The organism is Mycolicibacter heraklionensis, assembly GCF_001021505.1.
In the GTDB taxonomy this organism is placed as follows: Bacteria; Actinomycetota; Actinomycetes; order Mycobacteriales; family Mycobacteriaceae; genus Mycobacterium; species Mycobacterium heraklionense.
In genome coordinates this window covers 113,881-136,634 of record NZ_LDPO01000002.1, presented here as the reverse complement: position 1 = coordinate 136,634, position 22,754 = coordinate 113,881, and the positions used below count along the sequence as shown (strand labels likewise).

Below are 22,754 nucleotides of genomic sequence, written 5' to 3'. Positions count from 1 at the left end.
TCCTCCGGTACACCATCGCTCACGCGACGCAGCGTGCTGCGCGGCGCCGGGGCGATGGGGGCGGCAGCGCTGTTCCCTGCGACGTCGGCCTGCGGCAGCGACGACGACGCACTGACCTTCTTCTTCGCGGCCAACCCCGAAGAAGCCGACGCCCGGATGCGGATCGTCAACGCGTTCCAGCGCGAACACCCCGATATCCGGGTGCGCACCATTTTGGCCGGCGGCGACCCGACCCAGCAGATGTCGACGTTCTGCGCCGGCGGGAAATGCCCGGATGTGCTGATGGCCTGGGAGTTCAACTATGCCGGGCTCGCGGAGCGCGGCGTGCTGGCGGATCTGAACACCCTGCTGGATCGGGATCGGCAGTTCGCGGCGGCGTTGCGCACCGACAGCATCCCCGCGCTGTATGAGACGTTCGGCTTCAACGGCGGCCAGTACGCGTTCCCGGAGCAGTGGTCGGGGGCGTTCCTGTTCTACAACACCCGAATCTTCGCCGAGGCCGGTGTGGCGCCACCGCCGGGCCGCTGGGACACGCCCTGGACGTTCGACGAATTCCTGGCCACCGCGAGCGAACTGACCCAACGGTCCGGCAACGGCCGAGTCACCCGGTGGGGCTTCGTCGACACCTGGTCGCCGCCGTATTCCGCAGCGCTGTTCGGTATGAACAACGGGGTGCCGTGGGCGGTGCCGCGCGTCAACCCGACTCACCTGAACTTCGACGATGACGACTTCCTGGCCGGCATCCAGTTTTACGCGGATCTGGCCAACGTGCATCGCGTGGCGCCCGCCGCCGCGGATACCCAGTCGATCTCCACGATGGGGCTGTTCACCGGAGGAAACGCGGCGATGGCGCTCGGTGGGCACTGGCGCTACCAGACCTTTGTCCAAGCCGAGGAGCTGGAATTCGACGTGGCGGTGCTGCCGACCGGTCCGGGTGCCGCAGCCAAGGGCATGGCCGCTCGATCCGCCATCGGCAGCACCGGTCTGGCCATCGCCGCCGACAGTCGGCACCGGGAACAGGCCTGGGAATTCCTCAAATTCGCCGCGGGGCCGGTGGGACAGTCGCTGATCGGGGAGTCCGGGCTCTTCGTACCGGTGCTGCGCTCGGCGATCGACTCACCCGGCTTCGCTGCCGCCCACACCGGGATTCGCAACCTCGCGGTGCTGACCGGTGGCCCGGCGCATTCCGAGGGGCTGCCGATCTCCCCGGAGTGGCAGAAAGTCCACGCCCTGATGGACCGTGCCATCGGGCCGGTACTGCGCGGCAAGCGGCCCGCCACGAGCCTGAAGCACGGGCTCACACCGCAGATCGACGAAGTGCTGGCCACCGCATGAATCCCACCCGCAGACGAGCACGCGCCGGACGCTGGTTCGTCGCCCCGAACCTGGCGGCGGTCGCGGTGTTCATGGCTTTCCCGCTGGCCTTCTCGCTCTACATGAGCTTCCAACACTGGGACCTGTTCACACCGCCGACGTTCGTCGGCGCCACGAACTATCGCGACCTGTTCACCGGTGACCCGTTGTTCGGCATCGCGGTCCGCAACACGACGGTGTTCACCATCGGCACCGTTGTCCCAACGGTGCTCATCAGTCTGGCGGTGGCTGAACTGCTGAACCGGAAGATCAAGGGAATCGGCCTGTTTCGGGCAATCGCCTTTCTGCCGTTAGCGGTGTCATCGGTGGTGATCGCCGTGGTCTGGCAGTTCGTGTTCAACACCGACAGCGGACTGCTCAACATCATGCTCAGCTGGTTCGGCATCGCCGCGGTGCCGTGGCTCACCGAACCGCACTGGGCGATGGCGTCGTTGTGTCTGGTCAGCGTCTGGAAGAGCGTGCCGTTCGCGACGGTGATCCTGCTGGCGGCCATGCAGGGCGTGCCCGACTCCCTGCACGAGGCGGCACGCATCGACGGCGCCGGTGAGGTGCGGCGCTTCCTTTCCATCACGGTGCCGATGATCCGCGGTGCCGTGTGGTTCGTGGTGGTGATCTCGGTGATCAACGCGTTCCAGGCGTTCGATCTGGTCTACGTGCTCACCGGCAGCAGCGGTGGGCCCGAGACCGGCACCTACGTGTTGGCCATCATGTTGTTCCAGCAAGCCTTTGCCTTCTTGGACTTCGGATATGCGTCCGCGCTGGCCTGGGTGATGTTTGCCGTGCTGCTGGCCCTGACCGTCATCCAATTGCGTTTGTCGCGCAGGAATGCGGTGGACCAGTGACCGGTCCACCGGCACGCCACCGCATCGCCGGGCTGCTGGGCGTCTACGCAGGGTTGGGCGCCGTCACCGCCTGCGCGTTGTTCCCGATTCTGTGGGCGCTGTCGGGCTCGCTCAAGCGCCAAGCCGAGATCAGCCAGCCCATGTTGTTGCCGGCCCATCCGCAGTGGTCGAACTATGCCGAGGTATTCGCCCGAATGCCGTTCTGGCGGATGCTGTTCAACACCGTTCTCTACGCCGGCTGCGTGACGGCCGGGCAGGTCTTCTTCTGTTCGCTCGCCGGGTATGCGTTCGCCCGGCTGCCGTTCACCGGCCGTGACACCCTCTTTGTGGTGTATCTGGCCACCCTGATGGTGCCGTTGACGGTCACGGTGATTCCGCAGTTCATCTTGATGCGAGTGTTCGGGTGGACCGACACCATGTGGGCGATGATCATTCCCGGGTTGTTCGGCAGCGCCTTCGGCACCTATCTGATGCGGCAGTTCTTCGCCACCCTGCCCGTCGATCTGGAGGAAGCCGCGATCTTGGACGGCTGCTCACCGTGGGCGATTTATTGGCGGATTCTGTTGCCGCACGCCAAACCTGCGGTGATGGTGCTGGCGGTGCTGACCTGGATCAATGTCTGGAATGACTTTCTGTGGCCGCTGCTGATGATTCAGCGCAAGGGCATCGCCACCCTGACCCTCGGATTGGTGTGGATGCAGGGGGAGTATGTCGCCGAATGGCCGGTGCTGATGGCCGCTTCCATGCTGATGTTGGCCCCGCTGGTGGTGATCTACGCGGTCGCCCAACGGGCCTTCGTCAGCGGGATCGCGGCGACGGGCTTCGGTGGACGGTAGTCAGGAGAACGCAGTGGCTTCAGTGACCTTCGACTCGGTGACCCGGCGCTATCCGGGCGCCGACCGCCCCGCCCTGGACGCATTGAATCTGGCGGTCTCCGACGGAGAGTTCATGGTGCTGGTCGGGCCGTCGGGCTGCGGCAAGACGACGACGCTGCGGATGCTGGCCGGCCTGGAACCCGTTGACGCCGGTCATATCTACATCGGCGACCACGACGTCACCGCGGCCGACCCCGGCCATCGCGACGTCGCCATGGTGTTCCAGAACTACGCCCTGTATCCGCACATGACCGTGGCGCAGAACATGGGTTTCGCCCTCAAGGTGGCCAAGACCCCCAAGGCCGAGATCCGCGCCAGGGTATCGGAAGCCGCCCAGCTGCTGGGCCTGACCGAACTCTTGGGGCGCAAGCCCAAGGATCTCTCCGGCGGCGAACGCCAACGAGTCGCGATGGGCCGCGCGATCATACGACGCCCGCAGGTCTTCTTGATGGACGAGCCACTGTCGAACCTGGATGCCATGCTGAGGGTGCAGACCCGTAACCAGATCGCCGAACTGCAGCGGCGGCTGGGGATCACCACCGTCTATGTCACCCACGATCAGGTGGAGGCCATGACGATGGGCGATCGGGTCGCGGTATTGCGCGACGGGGTGCTGCAGCAGTGTGCCCCGCCACGCGAGCTCTACCGCACGCCGGCCAATGTGTTCGTCGCCGGGTTCATCGGATCTCCGGCGATGAACCTGTTCACCGTTCCCGTCGTCGACCGCGCGGTGACGCTGGGTGGCTATCGCGTCGGTGTACCTGTGGAAATATCTTCTGCGGCAACGCAGCTGGTCGTCGGTATTCGCCCCGAGCACCTGCAGATCGCCGATCGCGGGATCGGTGTCGAGGTGGACTTCGTCGAGGAACTGGGCGCCGACACCTACCTGTACGGCACGGCGGCTGATTCCCAGGCCTCGCAATCAGTGGTCGCCCGGGTTCCCGGCAACACCGAGGTGCGCTCGCACGCCCGGCTGTCACTGGGCTTCGACGTGACCGATCTGCACTTCTTCGGCACCGACGGCGCCCGGCTGGGCTGAGCGGCCGCCCCTGGCACTCCGCCCGGGCCCGAGGGTGACCGCCAAGTGGTGCAGCATCAGGACGAACGTAATGCTCCAGGCGGCCAGCGCGATCCAGCTCTCGACCGATCCGATGTAGTAGACGATCGGCAGATGGTCGGCCTGTCCCAGGTAGTGACTGCCCACCCCGTACATGCCCAGCGGGAAGATCACACTCCACCACGGCGCTTCGTAGCGCAGTGAAATGCGATGCACAACATGGCGCCACACTCCGGCGGCGATCATCGGAGGGATCAGCCACGTGCCGAACGCCCAGAACACCACCGACGTTCCGGCGATCAGACCGCGGGTGGCGTGGACCATCGGCGCTTCGGCCATCTCGACGATATGAGCACCGGCCAGCACGGTGATCGCGGTGGCGCCCATCGCCACCCAGTACTGCGGAACGAGGTCCTCGGGAAGCAGCGGATAGAGCAGCAGCCGCAGCGCGACAAAGATTCCGGCGGCGCCGTAGAGGAACACTCCCACCGACCAGGACGTCACCGCGAGCAGCGCCAGGCTTTGGCGCCACGGCTCGGACACCTCCACCTCGAGTACCGCGGCCAACACCGCGATGGACTGGCTGGCCACCACCCAGATGAACCAGGTGCCGTTGGCCCGGCGCACCACCGGCCGCTCCGCGGTGCCCAGCACGGCGGTCCACGGAATCAGATAACCCAGCACCAGCCAGGTCAGCGTGCTGACCACCAGCAGGCCAACGGCGACACTGCTGTGCCCATCGATGACCAGCCGAGCGCCGAGCACATTGGTGGCGGAGACGAACGTGAAGAAGCCGAATGCACGTCCGGAATCGTAGAGATCGGCCAGGAATTCGCGCCGAAAGGCAATGACGCGCACGGTCGATACCGCGATCAGCACCAGGTATGAGGCCACCGTCACCCACAACAGCAGCACCGAAACCCAGTGGGAGTTCTGGTGGTACATGGCTGTCGACACCATGCCGCTGGCCATCACCAACGCGAAATAGCCCGGGTTGAGTGTGCGGATGGCCTCGCGGGTCCCCGTCGCCGGCACCATCCCTGCTGGTGCGCCCATCAGTCGAGCAATTGCCGCAATACGTATTGCATGATGCCGCCGTGCCGGTAATAGTCGGCCTCGCCGGGGGTGTCGATGCGCACCGTCGCGTCGAATTCGATGTCACCGGCCTGTACGTGCACGGTGTCGGGGATGGTGTCGCCCAGTGCGGTCACCCCGGTGATGTCGAAGGTCTCCTCACCGGTCAGGCCCAGCGAGTCCGCGTCGGCGCCGTCGGGGAACTGCAGGGGAAGCACCCCCATACCGATCAGATTGGAGCGGTGGATGCGCTCGTAGGACACCGCCAGCACCGCCCGCACACCGAGTAGCACGGTGCCCTTGGCGGCCCAGTCGCGCGAGGACCCGGATCCGTATTCCTTACCGGCCAGAATCACCAGTGGCGTGCCGGCGGCGAGGTAGTTCACCGACGCGTCGTAAATGGTGCTGACCGGACCGTCCGGCTGGGTGAAGTCGCGGGTGAAGCCGCCCTCGGTATCGGGCGCCAACTGGTTGCGCAGCCGCACGTTGGCGAAGGTGCCGCGAATCATCACCTCATGGTTGCCGCGCCGCGAGCCGTAGGAGTTGAAGTCTTTGCGCTCAATCCCATGCTCCGACAGGTACTTTCCAGCGGGCGAGTCGTAGCGGATGGACCCGGCCGGGCTGATGTGGTCGGTGGTGACCGAGTCGCCGAGTTTGGCCAGCACTCGGGCCCCGGTGATGTCGGTGAGCGGCGCCGGGTCGCGGGTCATGCCGTCGAAGTACGGTGGCTGGCGCACGTAGGTGGAGTCCGGCGCCCAGGAGAAGGTGTCGGTGTCGGGGACATCCAGGGAACGCCAGCGGTCGTCGCCGGTGAAGACGTCGCCGTAGCTGGTGGTGAACATCGCGGCCTGCAGGTTGTCGTCCACCACGGCGGCAATCTCGTCGGTGGTGGGCCAGATGTCGCGCAGGTACACCGGTTCGCCGTCGCTGCCGGTGCCCAGCGGATCGGTGAGCAGGTTGACGCGCAGTGTGCCGGCGAGTGCATATGCGACCACCAGCGGCGGGGAGGCGAGGAAATTCATTCGGACTTCTGGGTGGATGCGGCCCTCGAAGTTGCGGTTGCCCGACAGCACCGAGCACACAGTCAAGTCGTTGTCGACGACGGCCTTGCTCACCTCGGGGATCAGCGGGCCCGAGTTGCCGATGCAGGTGGTGCAGCCGTAACCCACCAGGTTGAAGCCGAGCTCATCCAGGTAGGGCGTCAGGCCCGCCCGCTCGTAGTAGTCGGTGACCACCCGCGACCCCGGCGCCAGCGTGGTCTTCACCCACGGCTTGCGCGACAGCCCCTTGTCGACGGCATTGCGCGCCAGCAGTGCCGCGCCGACCATCACCGAGGGGTTGGAGGTGTTGGTGCACGAGGTGATCGCGGCGATCACGACGTCGCCGTTGTCGATCTCGGTGCGGGTGCCGTCGGCGAGCTCGATCGGCTGGGCATCGGTCCGCCAGGGGAGCTTTTCACCACCGGCCCACGGCTCCCGCGGTTTGCCTGTCGCTTGGGAGTGACCGAACGCGATCGGGTCGCTGGCCGGGAACGAATCGGCCGACGCCTTGTCCAGGTCCGAGAGTGCCTGAGCGGTGGTTTCGGCGCCGTCGAGCAGGGCGGCGACGGTGTGCGGGGCCAGCCGCAGCGGAATGCGGTCCTGTGGGCGTTTGGGGCCGGCGATCGACGGCTCGACACTGCTCAGGTCCAGTTCCAGCGTTTGCGAATAGACGGGTTCGCGATCCGGGTCGTGCCACATGCCCTGCTCTTTGGCGTAGGCCTCCACTAGCTTGATCTGATGCTCAGAGCGGCCGGTCAGGCGTAGATAGTCGCAGGTGACGCGGTCGATCGGGAAGATCGCGCAGGTAGCCCCGTACTCCGGGCTCATGTTGCCGATCGTGGCCCGGTTCGCCAGCGGAACGTTGGCCACGCCGGGGCCGAAGAACTCGACGAACTTGCCGACCACCCCGGTGGCGCGCAGCAGCTCGGCGACGGTGAGGACCAGGTCGGTGGCGGTGGTACCGGGCTGTAGTTCACCGGTCAGTTTCAGGCCGACCACCGGTGGGATCAGCATGCTCATCGGTTGACCGAGCATCGCCGCTTCGGCTTCGATCCCACCGACGCCCCAGCCCAGGACGCCGAGGCCGTTGACCATCGGGGTGTGCGAGTCGGTGCCGACGAGGGTGTCGGGGTAGGCCAACGGCCCCTCCGCGCTGTCGCGGGTGAACACCACGCGAGCCAGGTATTCCAGGTTGACCTGGTGGCAGATGCCGGTGTCGGGCGGAACCACGGAGAAGTCGTCGAACGCCTGCTGGCCCCAGCGCAGCAGTTGATAGCGCTCGGCGTTGCGCTCGAACTCCAGCTCGGCGTTGATCGCGAACGCGTCGGTGCGGCCGAAGACGTCGGCGATCACCGAATGGTCGATCACCAGCTCGGTGGGGCAAAGCGGGTTGATGCGGGTCGTCTTGCCACCCAGGTCGGCGATTGCGTCGCGCATCGCGACCAGGTCGACCACGCACGGCACCCCGGTGAAGTCCTGCATCAACACCCGCGCCGGCGTGTACGCGATCTCCCGGCCGTGCGCGGCGCTCGGATCCCAGGCGGCCATCGCGTTGACCTGCTCAGCGGTGACCAGCCGGCCGTCTTCGTTGCGCAGCAGGTTCTCCAGCAGAACCTTGAGGCTGTAGGGAAGTCGCGCCGAGCCGTCGACGCGATCGAGCCGTCGGATCTGATACGTGGTGTCGTCGACGCTGAGCTCGCCCCGGGTTCCGAAGCTGTCGAGGTTGCTGTCTGTGGCCATCGCGGGCCCTCCCACCGGTCGGATCGGTTACCACCGACCCTAGGTCCGCATTCCTGGTGGGACCAGGGGGAGAAGGCCCTCAATCAGCCTTGCTGTGCCGCGCGCTCCAGCACCGGGCGCTTGTCCGGGCAGTAGGTGTTGACCGAGGCGCCGAGGAACTGCCAGGCCTGCGCCTGGTTGGTGCCCTTCTGCAGGTTGGGGGTGATGAAGCGGACCGACTTGGCCGCGTCGCCGTCGACACCCTTGTCCAACCGCTCGCACACGATCTTGCCCAGCCAGGCGTTGTAGTCCCGCGGGCCGTAGATGCCGTAGGTGTGCAGTTCCCGGGCGAAATCGGTGTCGGGGTCAGCGTGGGCGGGTGCTGCCAGTGCCACGGCCAAGCCCATGACCGCTGCGGCGAGGGTCGTCGATTTCATGAGATGCAGTGTAGACCCATCTGCTTAGGTGGTCTTCCTTTGCAGGCGGCGGGGCCGGCCGCAGTGCCCCGCTCACCTGCGCGAATCGCGCGCAATGTGGCGCTCGTCGCCCATTCAGATGTGACGAGCAAGACATAAGGAATTTATGAGGTTTATAAATTTGTGACTATTAGCCAAATTTCTCGTATTGTGTCTCTCCGTGGGCCGACACGAGTTAGCCAGCCAGCGCAAACGATCCTCGGTATTGATGGCTGCAGTCCTCGCACCAACGGCATTGTTCTTTGCTGTGGGCGGCAGCGCCAATCCTGCGGTGTCAAAAGAATCCATTGCGGTGGTTGCTGAAGACAATTCACCAGGCGGTTTGCAGCTAGTGGCAGCACCGGCAGCGACGCCGGAAACGGGTCCACCGGCGCGGTTCGCCGTGGCGTCACGAACGCGCACCGTGCCCCGGTTCCTGCCCGCAGGAGTCGCCCCGGAGCGAGGCCTGCAAGTCCGAACCATCCAGGCCGCTCGCAGCATCAGCGACGCCTTTCCCCAGATCATGCAGATCGGTGGCGTACGGGCCGACGCGCTGCGGTGGCACCCCAACGGGCTGGCGCTCGATGTGATGATTCCCAATCCAGGCAGCGCGGAGGGCATCGCGCTCGGTGATTCGATCGTGGCCTACGTGATGGAGAACGCCGGCCGGTTCGGCCTCCAAGACGCCATCTGGCGCGGCGTCTACTACACGCCCGACGGCGGGGCGCAACGCGGCGGCTACGGCCATTACGACCACGTCCACGTCACCACCACCGGCGGCGGATATCCCAGCGGCAGCGAGGTCTACCTGCGCTGAGGACCGACCTGACGGTCAGCCCGCGTTGACCCCGACGCCCAGCGGCCGGTCGACGAAGAAATCCATCAGCGGCTCTGGGCCACCCCCGTAGCCGGAGAAGTCCGTCACGCCGGCCTCGGCGAGCACGTCGGCGTCGATGTAGCACTGGCCATTGGCCTCAGCGGCAGGGCGCCGCAGGATCTCCACGGCGGCATCCGCCATGATCTGCGGGCTGCGTGCCTTCGCGAGTAACTCACCGCCGTCGGGGGAGTTGGCCACCGCGGAGGTCGCGATGTAAGTCTCCGGCCACAGGCAGTTGCAGGCGACCCCGGCTTCGGCGTATTCGGCCGCCCAGCCCAGCGTCAACAACGTCATCCCGTACTTGGACAGCGTGTAGGAGGGATGCACGCCCAGCCAGTACGGATTCATATTGAGCGGGGGCGCGATCGTCAGCACGTGCGGCGCGGGGGACTTCCGCAGATGAGGCAGGCATGCCCTGGTCAACAGGAACGTCCCGCGGACGTTGATGTCTTGCATGAGGTCGAACTTCTTGGCGGACAGCTGTTCCGTCGGCTCGGTCGCAATCGAGCTGGCGTTGTTCACGCAGATGTCGATGCCGCCGAATCGGTCCACCGCGGCGTCGACCGCCCGCTGCACGTCTTCTTCGCTACGCACATCACCCACGACGGCAAGAGCTTTGCCGCCGGCTTCCTCGATCTCGGCGGCGGCGGTGTGCACCGTTCCGGGCAGGCGGGGATGCGGCTCGGCCGTCTTGGCCAGTAGGACCACATTGGCGCCCAAGCGTGCGGCACCCAGTCCGATGGCCAGTCCGATACCGCGGCTTGCGCCGGACACCACCATGGTGCGGCCGGAGAATTCGGTGCCTGCCAACTGCCGGCTCCTCGTCGTCGTCGATACGTTTGCGGCAGCGGACCAACCGATTGAATCCGCCCGCCCCGCGTCCGGCCGCAAGCGTGACAGTTTGCCGCAGAATTGTAAAGCTTAGGCGGCGCCGGGGGTCTTGAGCGCAGCGGCCAGCATGGTCGCCGTCAGCCGCACCATCGCGTCGCGGTCTGCGGTAGCGGGCCGCTGCAATGCGATGCGCAGGCAGGCGCTCGACGTCACGCCCATGGTCACGAACACCAGGTCGTCCAACTCTGCCGGTGACAGGTCCGGCCGGGACCTGCTCGGGATCACAGTGCCCAGCGGCAGCAGGCTGCGCTCGATCTCGTCCATCGCAGTGTGGTTGAGGTACGGCGGCAGGTCAAAAGATGAGGATGTCAGCGCCGCCAGCAGGATCGGGGCGTGCTGCTCATAGACCGTCGTCAGGGTGTCGACGACCAGCAACGCCGCCTGGTCCACCTCGAGGTCGATGGCCTGTCCGACACTGCGCACCAACTCGAACGAGATCTCTCTGGTCGCGTTGTCCACCAGCTCGGCGATGATGGCGGCGCGGTCCGGAAAATACCGATATACAGTGCCGATGCTGACGTGCGCGGCATCGGCGATGGCCTGCGTGGTCAGTGTTTCCACACCGCGGCGCGCGATCAGCTGGCGGGCGGTGTCGAGCAGCCGGGTGCGCATCTCGCGGGCTCGCTGCTGCTGCGGCCGCGAACGTGCCTGGACGGGCATTTCACCTCCGCATCAAAGTGAGTAGTAAGTGAGACATTCTCATGTTTCCATATTTGTATGGCAGATGTGCCCAACACTCCCAATGCCGACCTCGCCGTCGCGCGATACGGCCAGGCCGGCCGCGACTGGATCGACGGAACGCGGATCGCCGATCCGCTGGCCGACGCCGTGGTCGCTGATTTCGCCACGTTGCCTCGCGGCGCGGGGATGACCATGCTGCGGACCGCGATCCAGCACGGCATCGACGCTGTCGAGTCGCCGCCGGAGTCGCTGCGGGCGTTGTTCGCCGCGATCGACCACGAGCCCGACTGGCTCGACCACGACCGTCTGAATCGCGCTGCGGGGCATATCGTCCGCCACACCGCGTCCTACGGCATCGTCTTGGGTGCGGCCTCGTTGACGGCCGGAGCCATGAATTCCGTCGCCGGGATGCCGCTGGTGCTGACCGGTCGCTACACCAGCCAGGCGGCCGTGCGGTCGATCGAGGTCGGCGCGTGGTTGGAGGAGATCCTCACGCCCGGTGGGCTGCGCCGCGACGGCGCCGGGTTGGCGACGACGTTGCGGGTCCGAATGATTCACGCATTCGTCCGGCGCCATCTGCTGACCGAGGGCGACTGGGACAGTGAGGCGTGGGGCGCACCGATTCCGCAGAGCTACATGGCGTTCACCATCGTCGAGTTCGGTCGGATCGCCCTGGCGGCGATGCACCAACTGGGGGTCCGCTATACGCGAGAAGAACTCGACGACATCTACCACTTCTGGCGCTACGTCGGTCGGCTCAACGGCGTTGGCGACGAACTGAATCCGGCCACCGAGGCGGATCAGATCCGTATCGCGGAGTTGTATGCACTGACCGCGGTGGAACCCGACGACGGAGACCGCGACTTCGTCCGCGCGTTGACGCACGACTATCTGGCGCGCGAGATCGCCGAGTTGCTTCCGTTCGGCGGCTCCTGGAAGCACCGCGTGGGAGTCAACATCATCAACGGCATGACCCGGGCATTTCTCGGTGATGCCGACGCCAGCCGGCTGGGCGTGGCTGATACACCGTTCAAATACCTGCCGCGGGTGATCGGCCCGGCCGTCGGCGGGGTCAACGAAGTGCTGGCGCGTATTCCGGGCATGAACGAACTGCGGACACGACGCGCCTTGGCCAACTACCCGCGGCTGATGGCCGAACAACGGCAGCGCTACGGGGTGCACCACGACCTGGTGGATGCCGCGCCGGACAGCGCCGGCCATCCTGCCGCGGTGCGCTCCGCCTAGCGATGTGCGCCCAGCGCGGCGGGACCCATGCGTCCGGCGCGCACACCGTTGGCAATGACGACCACTTCAGCGAGCTCGTGAACCAACACCACCGCGGTCAACCCGAGAGTCCCGAAGACTGCCAGCGGCATCAGCACCGTGATGATGCCCAGAGACAGACCGACGTTTTGCAGCATGATCTGGCGGGAACGACGGGCATGGCGCAGTGCATAGGGGAGATGGCGGAGGTCTTGGCCCATCAGGGCAACATCGGCGGTCTCAATGGCGACGTCGGTTCCCATGGCGCCCATCGCGATTCCCAGGTCCGCGGCGGCCAGGGCCGGAGCGTCGTTGACGCCGTCACCGACCATCGCGGTGGGGCGGTCGGCGCGCATTTGTGCGTTCAAGCGGGCTTTGTCTTCGGGCCGCAGCCCCTACTGTTGCTCTTCGGGTTCCCGTCGGGCTTGACGCACTGCAGGTTTGACCGACGATAGCTGGGAGGTCACCTTCACGATGGAGGTTCCCGACCGATCGAATGTTGCCCCGCCGGTGGCCGCCCAGAAGAACGCGGCAGCCCAACTTTTGTCTATGGGTGTCGTGACCGTGCGTGACCTACCGACAAGAATCGGACTATCCGCACCTCTTGGTAACCCCAATGACCGACATCGCGCCTCAGCCGCTATGCCACCTGACTGCGCCCGAAATGCCGTCGACCTTCTGTTTATTCGGCTCAACGGCCAAGCGTTGTGCACCGAACCGCTACGCTGCGCTCTGGGCCCCTTCTCGTTAGGACGAAACAACATGGCGCTGCTGGCCGGCACAGAATTCGCTGGTTACACAATCATTAGAAGTATTGGCGTAGGCGGGATGGGGGAGGTATATCTCGCAGAACATCCACGGCTACCCCGGCGTGACGCCCTAAAGATCTTGCCCGAAGCGCTTACTGGCAATCACGAGTTTCGGGATCGGTTTGTTCGCGAAGCCGATCTTGCCGCAGGCCTTTGGCACCCTCACATCGTCGGCGTTCACGATCGCGGAGAGTTCAACGGCCGGCTGTGGATCACCATGGACTACGTCGACGGGTGCGACGCGGGCCAGTTGATGCGTACTGAGTACCCAGCTGGCATGCCGGTAGCCGAGGTGACAACCATCGTCTCGGCGATCGCCGACGCGTTGGACTACGCGCACCAGCGCGGTCTGCTGCACCGCGACGTCAAGCCGGGAAACATCTTGATCGAAACCCCGTCCTCCGGCCCGCCTCGTATCGCCCTGTCTGACTTCGGGATAGCTCGGGAGATTGTCGACTCTGCTGGGCTCACGGCAACGAATCTCACCGTCGGGACCGTTGCCTACGCTGCACCAGAACAGCTGCTGGGGCAGGCTCTCGACGGGCGGGCTGACCAGTACGCGCTGGCCGCCACCACATACCACCTGCTTACCGGCACGCCGCCGTACAGCAACTCAAACCCGGCAGCCGTGATTGGGCAGCACCTCACCGCTGCGCCGCCCCGGTTGAGCGCGCTACGTCCGGATTTGGCGGCTCTTGACGAGGTACTCGGGAAAGCACTGTCCAAGGCCCCGTCAGATCGGTTCGCAACCTGTGCGGAGTTCGCGTCGGCACTACGGAGCCGGGCCGAAAATAATGCTGGCCCTTCGACCGTGAGACGCCAGGTCACAGGTACCCCCGCCGCAGTCCAAACCCAGGAGAACCATCGGCCACGCGTCCGGAGACGCGGCGTCGCAATCTTGTCCGTGACAACCATCCTGATCGCCGCTGTGGTCGCCATGGGCGTCTATATCCGAAACCACGCCGCTACCCACACCGAGCACTTTCACCCAATAGTCGCGGCGGCCCCGCTCGACGGAATATTTCGCGTTCAATACCATCCCGCGCAGTCAACCTTCATGGGTGCGCCCAATCCCATGCCGGACGATGACTCCGAGCGGTGGTGGGCAATGCGGACTAGCTGCAACCAGTCCACCTGCTTCGCTATTGGACTGCAATTGGATCCCGGCGACCACAGTCGGCTGAAAGAGAACGGCAATACCGTGCGCCTTCAGTTTGCCGATGGCAACTGGACCGAACTCCCGAGGCGGGAACGCCAAGATATTGCCGAGTGTTCCATCGGCGATGACGGCACGATGCAGAAAGGACAGGACACGACCGTGACAGCTTGGCGCTTGCAACCTCAAGCTGACGGATCGTTCCAGGGCGCCTTGACCATGACAGCGGTTACCGGTGAGTGTGGACGGCAAGGCATGGTTTACCAAACACCGTTCACAGCAGTGCGAATCGGCGACAACCCGCCTGAGATCGCCATTCCAGACCCGATAATCGACGATCTGCCACCCACACCTGAAACTGTGCCGGGGCCCGTTTTGTCGGGTTTGTATCAACTGGCTCTCGATATCGGCCAGACCCGTTCGGATGGGACATTCGGCCACGGTAGCGGCGTGGAACGCAGGTGGTGGGCTTATCGATCTCGATGCACTGCGTCAGGATGCGTAGCTACCGCAGCCAAGCTCGACGAGGCGAACCCCGCCGAAGCCACGGGGCGCGCCAGTGTTCTGCGACTGGTCGATGGCCACTGGGACCAGACATCAACACCAATCCGTGTCCCATGCGCCTACGACAACACCCGCGAGCACACAGTGGAAGATTCTTTGACGCTGGATCCGCTACCAGATGGCACCCTCAAGGGGACGTACAAGTACACGATCAATTCGAATGAATGCGGCGGTCGCGGATCATGGTTCGAGGTCCCTGTCACCGCAGTACGCACCGGAGAGGTCCCGACAACCGTCACTGTCGCAGATCCGGCGCTGTTCGGCTAACAAAGGCGATATCCACCGAGTGTCGCAGCAGCGGCCTCATAGCCAGTCCGGTCTTTGTCTCGAGTTAGACACTTCTGCAAGCAGTTTCATGTACACCTGGCTGCGCATCAAGGCCTGGTGATTGTGACACCGCCGGAAGGGGTAGTGCTAGTAGATCGACGCCCAAACTGAGGGTCTGGGCACTTCCGAAGGAGGGGACCGATGAACGTGTTCCTACGTCGCATGACATGCGCCGTCGCGATTGCGTTGGCACCCATGTCCTACGTGGCAGCAGTATCACCTGGTGTGGTCTCGGCTCAGCCACCGGACTGCGGTCCAGGCAACTGGTGGAACCCGGGAGCTAACGCGTGCCAGCCCACCGCACCGCCGAATTGCGGTCCGGGCAACTGGTGGAATCCGGCCGTCAATGGGTGCCAGCCTGTAACGCCGCCACCGCCCGGCTAGGGGCGACACAGGGCCTGGCGGTCATCTGCCACCGGCAATGGCCGCCCTGGCTCGATAGCCTTCTCGCACACTTCGATAGCGAGGCGCTCATCCTGTGGCCTTGCGAAAGTGTGCGTCGCTAACATGCAGTGATCCGGTCATCGATGTGGTGCGATCACCGAGCACCAGGGCCAACCGACCCGGCCCGGTGATCCATGGCGTGACACCGGCAGCCGCCGCCCGCGCCTTGGCGGCCCGCGTCGAGCCAGCGGTCCGCACTCCATGTTGCCGCAGCCGGCGCGCCTCGGCCAGAAGCTGTCAATTATCTTCTGCTGTAACTGTTTTGGCGTGATCCAGTCGGTCAGAGTCCCGGCATGGCAATTCGTCACTGTGACGTATCTATTCAGGCGCAGCGGGAGAGCGGGGAGGGCAGCGATACCTGCCGTGGTGGGGCCCCGCCGGAACGCAGCAACCGCCAACTAGCATCAATCAGCGAGACCCACGCCCGCGGCGGCGACGCCTATCCCGGAATGCGCAGCTATCCATGCCCCAATCGCTTACCACCATCCGTGTTCTCGTCCTCGTGGGCAGTTTGCGATCCGGGTCACTCAATCGTCAGCTGGCTGCAACGGCCATCGCTCACGCACCCGCTCAGATCGAGCCGATTCTGTTCGACCGTCTCGGCGAGTTGCCGCACTACAACGAAGACATCGATGTTGCTCCAGCGGACGCCGCGGCCGAAGCGCTTCGCTTCGAGACGGCCAGCTGCGACGCCCTGTTAGTGGTCACTCCCGAATACAACGGAGGCCTGCCCGGCGTACTGAAGAACGCAATCGACTGGCTCTCGCGTCCGTACGGCAACAGCGCGTTGAAAGGCAAGCCGGCAGCGGTTATCGGTTGCGCTCTGGGTAGGTACGGCGGGGCGTGGGCCCACGCCGATGCCCGCAAGTCACTCGCGATCGCCGGCGCTCAGGTGCCCGACGATATCGAACTCTCGATCCCGGCCAAGGGCCTCAACGGATCGCAGCCCGATGAGTCGCCTGAGATTGTCGAATCGCTTCGTGGAGTGTGGTCGCAGTTGATTCGTCACTCCTAGAACCGATTTCGCACGGATCGCCCGTCACAGGGCGTCATCACCATTTCGTCACTGTGACGTATTGACGCCAGTCGGGCGGGTGAGCGAGGGGTCGACTCAAGGTTTTCAGTTGCGCCCGGTAGAGCGACGCGAATAGCGACGGGCATACCCAAGGCGGCGGCGTATAGCTACTGGGTCCTTGGTCGCGCGGCCGGCGCCACGGCGCTTATGCGGCTTGCACATCGGACATCCGCGCCAGGATCGAGACGGGTGATGGTTGGGCATTGCGTCGCTCCAGAGGGTGACTCCGCAGATCAGGCGAAGAAAGCGACGTTACCGGATCGATCTGACCACTTCCAGCAGGTATCGCCTAACGCCGATAACGTACATTATGTCAGGTTAAGTACGTCGTATTGCACTGTCGGGCAACGGCTCTCGCTTATCGCGCAAGGCCGAGGAATGCCATCATCGCTCGCTCGACCTCGACGAGTTGCTCAGCTGTCAGCCGACCGAGCCGGGTGTGGACGTTCGACCTTTTAACGGTTGTGAGCTTGTCGATCATCACGTCACTATCGTGATCAAGTCCGGATAACAGGCCGTCTCCGCCGGCTATCCGGATGCGCATCAACGGCGCATCCAACAGTGTGCTGGACATCGGAGCAACGGTCACCGAACTCGTGGCATCAAAGAGATCGTCCTGAACAATGACGGCTGGACGCGGTTTGTTCGCATACACGCCCCCGGCTACGGTCCAGATCTCCCCTCTGTTCACTCCTCGTCCCATGGCGTCGAGATGGCCTCGATGAAGTCCTGGTCATCGTTGCTTACGTCCGCTCGTGCGACCATCGACGCCTGACGATGCGCCTCGGCGACAAAACTCTCAGTGCGCACGTCAGGCACCCAGACCTGCAGCGGTCGCAGGCCCCGCTCGCGCATCCGCCGCCGGTACTCACTGACTCTTTCCCGCACTGCCATGCCAACATGTTACATGTAACGCTGAGCCTACGCGGCCGGGCCGGACAGAATCACCGTCCGACGCGTCGAGCATGCCCCTTGACTGGGATTGTCGAGGACATGTTGCGATGGCACCCCCGATAGTAACCAGTGCGTCTGTTCGTAATACGTAGTATTGTTTGTAAGCGTATCCATTTTCGGCAGTACCGTACCGGTGACATCCGATGGGAGAACCCGCGATGCCGACTCGTCCGTTGTTGCACTCGCGCCGCGTAATCGTGCTTCTCGGAGTCACTTTCGGCACCGGTCTTGGTGTGGCCCTCGCTGCGAGTCCAGTCGCCGGCGCTGACGCCATCGACGACGCCTGGCCCTATCTCTCGATGTCGTCAACGCCGTATCCGGTGGCGACACTCCCCGGCGAACTAACCATATTGCCCACAGCCTCTAACGGAAACGTCGCGACATACACACACCATCTCGATCCCGTTGGCGTGCCGGTGACTGATGGGTGGTACACGGCCCACGCGACTATTTCTTATATGCCGTCGTACGACATACCGATTCTGGGAAGCGTGAGTCATTCAGAAGTTACCGCACTGCTGGACGACTCCACGTTCCCCCACGTCGGGACCACTGAAGATGTGTTGGCACTATTCCCGTTCACCCCTGTGCAACTCGGGCTGAGCGGTGTGGAGCCGATGTTCGTCAATTCCTATCTGAACGACCCTATAGTCGGGTTCGCTGACGCATTCACCGTGCAGGGGTTCTTCGGAAACGGGGTCGGACTGACCAATACCTTCATCAGCGACGCGGCGGGCTTCAAAGACGTGCTCAGTTTTGAGGGGCAGCCGCCATTTTTGACGGTGTTTGAGTTTCCCACGGTTGAACCTGCCTCTGCGGCATCAGATTTTAGTCAGCTTATGACCGATTTCACCGCGCTGTTCTGATCGACGACAGCCACAGCACCGAGAGGGCGCACTGAATCAGTGATCCGGGTGCGCGACCAAACGCAGATCTAGCGTGGCCCGACTGCCCCGGGAGGCACCACCTGGGTGGACACTATGGACGTGGCCCTTTCTGCAACAGTCTTCAAAGTCGAACTTGGCGTCTCCGATATCGATCACGGTTACTACGCCGATCACACGCTGACCGTGGCCCGTCATCCGAGTGAGAACGATGAGCGGATGGTCGTGCGATTGTTGGCTTTTGGGCTGCGCGCGCACCGACTCAGCGACATCGACGGTGAGTTGGCGTTCGGGCCGGGCCTGTCCACCCCCGGCGTACCGGACTTGGCGCTCGCCGACTACACCGGCCGGATCCTGGAGTGGATCAACGTCGGCCAGCCCGACGAACGCGCCTTGGGCAAGGCGGCCAGCCAGTCCGACCAGGTGCTGCTCTTCCCGTTCGCCGCTGGCGTGGCCACCTGGTGGCGCACCGTCGGCCCCAAAGTGGCGGGGCTGCCGAACCTGTCGGTGGTGCAGATACCGCACGCATCGGTGCAGCAACTGGCCCAGACCGTCGATCGACGGGTCTCGGCGCAGGTAATGGTGATCGAAGGCCAGGTGACGATGTCCGTAGGCGGAGTCGACGTCACCTTCATGCCCGAGCCATTGAAGTGACCAGCCGCCGGCCCCCGACTACGCCGGGTTGGGGTTGGCGGCGGGCGCCTCGGGCATCTTGACCGGAAGGTCGGGAAGCGGAATGCCCGGGTTGGGTTCGACCACAGGCGGTGCGGGAAGGTCGAGCGGAGGGGGCGGAGGCGGAGGCGGAAGCTCGATGGGTGGATGGGGATTGACCATCGGCGGGTCGGGTATGACGTTCGGTGGCGCTGGTACGACCCCGGGTGATATCCCCCGGGGCTCCGACCGCCGCATTGAGTCGCCAGAAGACTCCCTCAGCACAAAGCCGGAAGGCCCGTTGGACCGGAAAGTCCACGAGATGTGCGACTCTTGAACCTCCGTTCCCGGCGGCAGTCCCCACATCCGCTGATTGATATACCAGGTCGATAGCGGGGTCGGCTGAGTGAAGAACGGATCATTGAAAACACTGTCGAACGCCCGCGACCGACCGAAAAACGGCTCGTTGTAATACCTGTGGAACTCCGGCGGCCGATTGAAAAACGGGTCATTGAGAAGCCTCTGGAACTCCGGCGCGACAGCCCCTCTAGCGGGCGACGGCGCGGCAACCGGTGGGACCGGTGGGGCCGGTGGCACTGGCGATGAGTTCACCGGGGCCGGCAGAGTCTGCGGTCTGTTCAACGGAGGCGGCGGTGGGTTCACCGGCGCCTGACCCATGACCGGTGGCTGTCCAGAGAGGTGTCTGGAGCCGGGAATCTGAAGGTTGGGGATCCGGAACGGAATAGTCGGCATGGTCAGTGTGCGAACGATATCCGGCCGCAGCGCAACCAATTTAGGAGTGACGTCCAGGGTCATGGAGACCATGAGTGCCGATGCTGCCGCGAACGCCGTGGACGCCAGTGCCGCTCCGCCGACCAGCAGCGGACGGCGCACCGGTTGGGGCGCGGTGTAGAAGGCCTCGGTGTCGGCATCCGCCTGCTCGTCGGGAACGGCGCTGTATGCAAGATCGTTGGCCGCGAAACCGGTGAGGCAGGCAGGGATGTCGTAGTAGCCGGGGGTGATCGGGCCGAACTCGGCTTCCTGCGTGTAGGCCAGGGCACCGGTGGACGCCTCGGCGGCTGCGGCCAAGCCGGCCGTGGCCAATGCCGCGCCCTGCGCCAGCGCCGCCTCGGGATCACGGGGCGCGCTCACCGCCTGTCCGGCCGACGCCTCCAGTCGCGGCAGGGTCGTGGGTACGGATGACCCGGCGGCTACACCGAGAACGACGTCCATTACTCCTCCGATTCAGTTCTTGACGTGATCGCCGCCGGACTGAGACAACGAGGCTGAGTCATGTACCGGTAACCACTAAAGTCATCTGCTGTTCACCGATATGAACATCTACCGGCACCACATGGAAATATGCGAGGGCGCGCATAAGTGTCGCCTGGCGGCTTCCAAAGAATGTCTAACTGGGATGTGAATCGATCCCGGATCGGGTGGGACTCTCCCCTGCCGCATCTGGCGTGATGCGCTGTTGCGCATCGGCCGCAATACGGCATGATCGAGTACGGCCGGTTGCCGGCAAATTGCGTTGTACTGCATTGCCAGGCAACGACTCTCGCCTATCGAACAAGGCCGCGGGAATACGACGGAATCGAATAGGCGGTTCACCGGCGATATAGCCGTTTTCGTCGGCTGAATCGCCGCGCGTTCCAGGACGCTATCGCTGACTAATCGTCCTCGGCGTCATCGCGGTGCGCAGCCTCGATCACCTCAGGCGGCACCGGCCTCTGCAACCAGACCCGCATCCGCATCAGTCCGCCGGCGATCGTCCCGACGGCGAGCAAGGCAACGATGATCCAGAGCGCGTGCGACATGCAGCAATTCTCCCCTTGCCCCGGGAGGTGTCCAGTGCAGACTGATCTCCATGGGCAAGCTCATCTACGGCTTCACCGTGTCGGTGGACGGCTACATCGCTGACGCACAAGGCAGCATCGACTGGAGCGAGCCGAGCGACGAACTGCACCAGTACTGGAACGACTTCGAGCGCGAGACCGCCCTGTCGTTCTACGGGCGCCGGCTCTACGAACTGATGTCGGCATACTGGCCGACCGCCGATGAGGACCCGGATGCTCCCCCGTTGATCGTCGACTTCGCCCACATCTGGCGCGCCATGCCCAAGGTCGTGTTCTCGCGCACGCTGGAGTCTGTCGACTGGAATTCCCGGCTGGAGCGCGGCGACCCGGTCGCGGTGGTGACCAATTTGAAAGCCGAAACCGAGGGCAACCTGGAGGTGGCCGGCGCGACGCTGGCCGCACCGATCGTGCAGGCCGGACTGGTAGATGAGTATCGGATCGTGATCGCCCCCACCGCCGTCGGCGGCGGCACCCCGTTCTTCCCGAGCCTGCCGTCATGGATCTCGCTGCGGCTGTTGGAGAACCGCACCTTCCCCGGCGGAACGGTCCTGCTGCGCTACGAAGCGAAGCAGGACTGAACGGACCTCTAGCTGCAGAGAAGCTGCCTGTTAAGCATGCAGTTGACCGGTGGCGAGTACGTCCCGGACAACACCCCTCGGAAGCCTCCCGTGGCGGAACCGCCCGGCGCGATGATCCGATTCCAATTCGCCGGGGCCAGAACATAGTGTGTGCCTGATCGGCCAACGCTGCTGTTCCACGCGTGCGAGATGGATTCATTGGCCGGTAGGTCGAATTCAAGGCGCCAATCGGTCATCGGCACCGTGCTCCAGTTGGTGATGGTGAAGCGGGCGATGAAACCGGTCTGCCACGTCGAGGTCACCGACAACGTCGCCCTGGCCGCTGCCGCATGAGCCACCGCGGTGGTCGCAAATCCGAGAATGACAACCATCACTGCCGCAACAGCAACGTGAAGCGCTGCACGGCAGCGTTTCACGCAACTGTGGATCCCCGCCATAGCGGCCAACACTAAGACCGAACGCGCGAGATCGGCCCTGTCGCCGCCGCTCCCCTGCAGTACCTTTGCCCAACTGAAACCGTCACGTGACGTCAGTCGGCGTCATCGTGCAGTTGGTCGATCCGGGTAACACCCTCGATATCGGCAAGGATGCGCGGTGCCTCGATAACGCGGGAACCCGACAAGGTCATCGTGACACCGACGTGATCGGCAGTCGCGGTGCGCTGTCCGAGTGGCAAAGCCGCCGTGACAGGTGAGGAGTCGGTGATCAGGGAGGTCAGATGCCAACCGTGGGCATCGCACGTCTCCAGCAGCTGCCGCAAGATCCCCCGGCCGTCCTGGTAGATGACATGCACGCGTACCGAGCCGGGCAACCTGGTCGCCATTCTTCGCACCGATGGGGCGATGCCGATCACGATCACAAAGTGCAGCATGGTCACGACGACGGCCAAGAGCAGCAGCCCCGCGGCGGCGGCCATCCCGACTGCAGCTGATTCCCAGATTGCGGCCGCGGTAGTCAGCCCGATGACCGCGCCGCGGCGGGTGATGATGAGGCCCGCGCCGAGAAAACCGATACCCGAAACGATCTGGGCCGCTACCCGCGACGGGTCCAGAATCACCGTGCCTGCGGCGACAATGTCGCCGAACCCGTACTTGCTGACCAGCAGAATCAACGCCGCTGACGTACCGACGATCGTCTGCGTGCATAACCCGGCGCTTTTACCCCGGATCTCGCGTTCCAGACCGATGAGCGCGGTCAGCCCGAACGCAGCCACCAACTCGACGATCTGGCGGGCTCCCTGGCCTGCTCCGGTAAAGAATCCTTCCGCCACCAACGTGATCATCGCGACACGCCCTGTCCTAGCTG

General features: G+C 64.5%; 22 protein-coding genes and 1 pseudogene. 11 read left to right on the top strand and 12 right to left on the bottom strand.

The genetic code is table 11. The features are described from left to right. Positions 1-54 precede the first annotated feature (54 nt). Genes ABW16_RS04030 through ABW16_RS04015 form a run of 4 tightly spaced genes read left to right on the top strand, consistent with a single transcriptional unit; the run spans position 55 to position 4,130 of the window. Positions 55-1,335 (top strand): ABC transporter substrate-binding protein, encoded by a 1,281-nt coding sequence (locus ABW16_RS04030; RefSeq protein WP_047318100.1) that lies wholly within the window; start codon positions 55-57, stop codon positions 1,333-1,335. Beyond that, complete coding sequence (locus tag ABW16_RS04025; RefSeq protein WP_047317862.1) at positions 1,332-2,216, top strand: carbohydrate ABC transporter permease; 885 nt, start codon at positions 1,332-1,334, stop codon at positions 2,214-2,216. Before ABW16_RS04030 ends, ABW16_RS04025 begins: the two co-directional genes overlap by 4 nt. Continuing rightward, complete coding sequence (locus tag ABW16_RS04020; RefSeq protein WP_047317861.1) at positions 2,213-3,052, top strand: carbohydrate ABC transporter permease; 840 nt, start codon at positions 2,213-2,215, stop codon at positions 3,050-3,052. Before ABW16_RS04025 ends, ABW16_RS04020 begins: the two co-directional genes overlap by 4 nt. 13 nt (positions 3,053-3,065) lie before the next feature. Beyond that, positions 3,066-4,130 (top strand): ABC transporter ATP-binding protein, encoded by a 1,065-nt coding sequence (locus tag ABW16_RS04015; protein ID WP_047318099.1) that lies wholly within the window; start codon positions 3,066-3,068, stop codon positions 4,128-4,130. Here the strand turns inward: ABW16_RS04015 and ABW16_RS04010 are convergent. The 3 genes from ABW16_RS04010 to ABW16_RS04000 form a co-directional block, all read right to left on the bottom strand. Continuing rightward, on the bottom strand, positions 4,068-5,204 hold the full coding sequence (locus ABW16_RS04010; protein WP_233424698.1) for a tellurite resistance/C4-dicarboxylate transporter family protein: 1,137 nt from the start codon (positions 5,202-5,204) through the stop codon (positions 4,068-4,070). The genes ABW16_RS04015 and ABW16_RS04010 overlap by 63 nt on opposite strands. Continuing rightward, a complete protein-coding gene (gene acnA, locus ABW16_RS04005) occupies positions 5,204-8,002 on the bottom strand; it encodes an aconitate hydratase (RefSeq protein ID WP_047317859.1) in 2,799 nt (932 codons plus the stop codon). Before acnA ends, ABW16_RS04010 begins: the two co-directional genes overlap by 1 nt. Before the next feature lie 83 nt (positions 8,003-8,085). Next, positions 8,086-8,418 (bottom strand): DUF732 domain-containing protein, encoded by a 333-nt coding sequence (locus tag ABW16_RS04000; protein WP_047317858.1) that lies wholly within the window; start codon positions 8,416-8,418, stop codon positions 8,086-8,088. Positions 8,419-8,617: 199 nt separating this feature from the next. Between ABW16_RS04000 and ABW16_RS03995 the strand changes: the two genes are divergently transcribed. Continuing rightward, positions 8,618-9,253: a hypothetical protein gene (locus tag ABW16_RS03995; RefSeq protein ID WP_200900610.1), complete on the top strand. Its 636-nt coding sequence runs from the start codon at positions 8,618-8,620 to the stop codon at positions 9,251-9,253. Between the two features lie 15 nt (positions 9,254-9,268). On the opposite strand, the gene ABW16_RS03990 is transcribed toward ABW16_RS03995, so the two are convergent. Continuing rightward, positions 9,269-10,123 carry an SDR family oxidoreductase gene (locus ABW16_RS03990; RefSeq protein WP_082133947.1) on the bottom strand — a complete coding sequence of 285 codons (855 nt, stop codon included), beginning with the start codon at positions 10,121-10,123 and terminating at the stop codon, positions 9,269-9,271. A 111-nt stretch (positions 10,124-10,234) separates the two neighbouring features. After that, positions 10,235-10,864 carry a TetR/AcrR family transcriptional regulator gene (locus ABW16_RS03985; protein WP_230987553.1) on the bottom strand — a complete coding sequence of 210 codons (630 nt, stop codon included), beginning with the start codon at positions 10,862-10,864 and terminating at the stop codon, positions 10,235-10,237. Positions 10,865-10,921: 57 nt separating this feature from the next. Here ABW16_RS03985 and ABW16_RS03980 point away from each other — a divergent pair, with 57 nt between their 5' ends. Beyond that, positions 10,922-12,130, top strand: coding sequence for an oxygenase MpaB family protein (locus ABW16_RS03980; RefSeq protein WP_047317856.1), 1,209 nt, complete (start codon positions 10,922-10,924; stop codon positions 12,128-12,130). Here the strand turns inward: ABW16_RS03980 and ABW16_RS03975 are convergent. Continuing rightward, a pseudogene (locus ABW16_RS03975) lies at positions 12,127-12,540 on the bottom strand (HAD-IC family P-type ATPase); the annotation flags it as partial. The gene ABW16_RS03980 and the pseudogene ABW16_RS03975 overlap by 4 nt on opposite strands. 370 nt (positions 12,541-12,910) lie before the next feature. Here ABW16_RS03975 and ABW16_RS24170 point away from each other — a divergent pair. After that, positions 12,911-14,944, top strand: a complete 2,034-nt coding sequence (locus tag ABW16_RS24170; RefSeq protein WP_109519474.1) for a serine/threonine-protein kinase — start codon at positions 12,911-12,913, stop codon at positions 14,942-14,944. Between the two features lie 967 nt (positions 14,945-15,911). Next, positions 15,912-16,463 carry an NAD(P)H-dependent oxidoreductase gene (locus ABW16_RS03965; protein ID WP_047317853.1) on the top strand — a complete coding sequence of 184 codons (552 nt, stop codon included), beginning with the start codon at positions 15,912-15,914 and terminating at the stop codon, positions 16,461-16,463. A gap of 418 nt (positions 16,464-16,881) precedes the next feature. Here the strand turns inward: ABW16_RS03965 and ABW16_RS03960 are convergent, their stop codons facing one another. Both ABW16_RS03960 and ABW16_RS03955 read right to left on the bottom strand, forming a co-directional pair. Beyond that, positions 16,882-17,214, bottom strand: coding sequence for a type II toxin-antitoxin system PemK/MazF family toxin (locus ABW16_RS03960; protein WP_047317852.1), 333 nt, complete (start codon positions 17,212-17,214; stop codon positions 16,882-16,884). Then, entirely contained in the window at positions 17,211-17,417 is a 207-nt protein-coding gene (locus tag ABW16_RS03955; RefSeq protein WP_047317851.1) for an antitoxin MazE-like protein, read from the bottom strand. Before ABW16_RS03955 ends, ABW16_RS03960 begins: the two co-directional genes overlap by 4 nt. Positions 17,418-17,635: 218 nt before the next feature. Between ABW16_RS03955 and ABW16_RS25945 the strand changes: the two genes are divergently transcribed. Beyond that, complete coding sequence (locus ABW16_RS25945; protein ID WP_131721466.1) at positions 17,636-18,343, top strand: hypothetical protein; 708 nt, start codon at positions 17,636-17,638, stop codon at positions 18,341-18,343. Between the two features lie 120 nt (positions 18,344-18,463). Then, positions 18,464-19,015, top strand: coding sequence for a YaeQ family protein (locus ABW16_RS03945; protein ID WP_047318096.1), 552 nt, complete (start codon positions 18,464-18,466; stop codon positions 19,013-19,015). Positions 19,016-19,033: 18 nt separating this feature from the next. Here ABW16_RS03945 and ABW16_RS23790 read toward each other — a convergent pair whose 3' ends face one another. Further along, positions 19,034-20,245 carry a hypothetical protein gene (locus ABW16_RS23790; RefSeq protein ID WP_052956784.1) on the bottom strand — a complete coding sequence of 404 codons (1,212 nt, stop codon included), beginning with the start codon at positions 20,243-20,245 and terminating at the stop codon, positions 19,034-19,036. 440 nt (positions 20,246-20,685) lie between these two features. Further along, the gene (locus ABW16_RS25240) at positions 20,686-20,832 is read right to left on the bottom strand and encodes a hypothetical protein (RefSeq protein ID WP_109519472.1); all 147 of its coding nucleotides are present in this window, start codon (positions 20,830-20,832) and stop codon (positions 20,686-20,688) included. A 50-nt stretch (positions 20,833-20,882) separates the two neighbouring features. Between ABW16_RS25240 and ABW16_RS03935 the strand changes: the two genes are divergently transcribed. Further along, positions 20,883-21,449: a dihydrofolate reductase family protein gene (locus tag ABW16_RS03935; protein ID WP_047317848.1), complete on the top strand. Its 567-nt coding sequence runs from the start codon at positions 20,883-20,885 to the stop codon at positions 21,447-21,449. A gap of 8 nt (positions 21,450-21,457) precedes the next feature. Here ABW16_RS03935 and ABW16_RS24160 read toward each other — a convergent pair whose 3' ends face one another. Continuing rightward, positions 21,458-21,886, bottom strand: coding sequence for a cellulose-binding domain-containing protein (locus ABW16_RS24160; RefSeq protein ID WP_082133944.1), 429 nt, complete (start codon positions 21,884-21,886; stop codon positions 21,458-21,460). Between the two features lie 92 nt (positions 21,887-21,978). After that, positions 21,979-22,731: an MgtC/SapB family protein gene (locus ABW16_RS03925; protein WP_047317846.1), complete on the bottom strand. Its 753-nt coding sequence runs from the start codon at positions 22,729-22,731 to the stop codon at positions 21,979-21,981. Between the last annotated feature and the right edge of the window lie 23 nt (positions 22,732-22,754).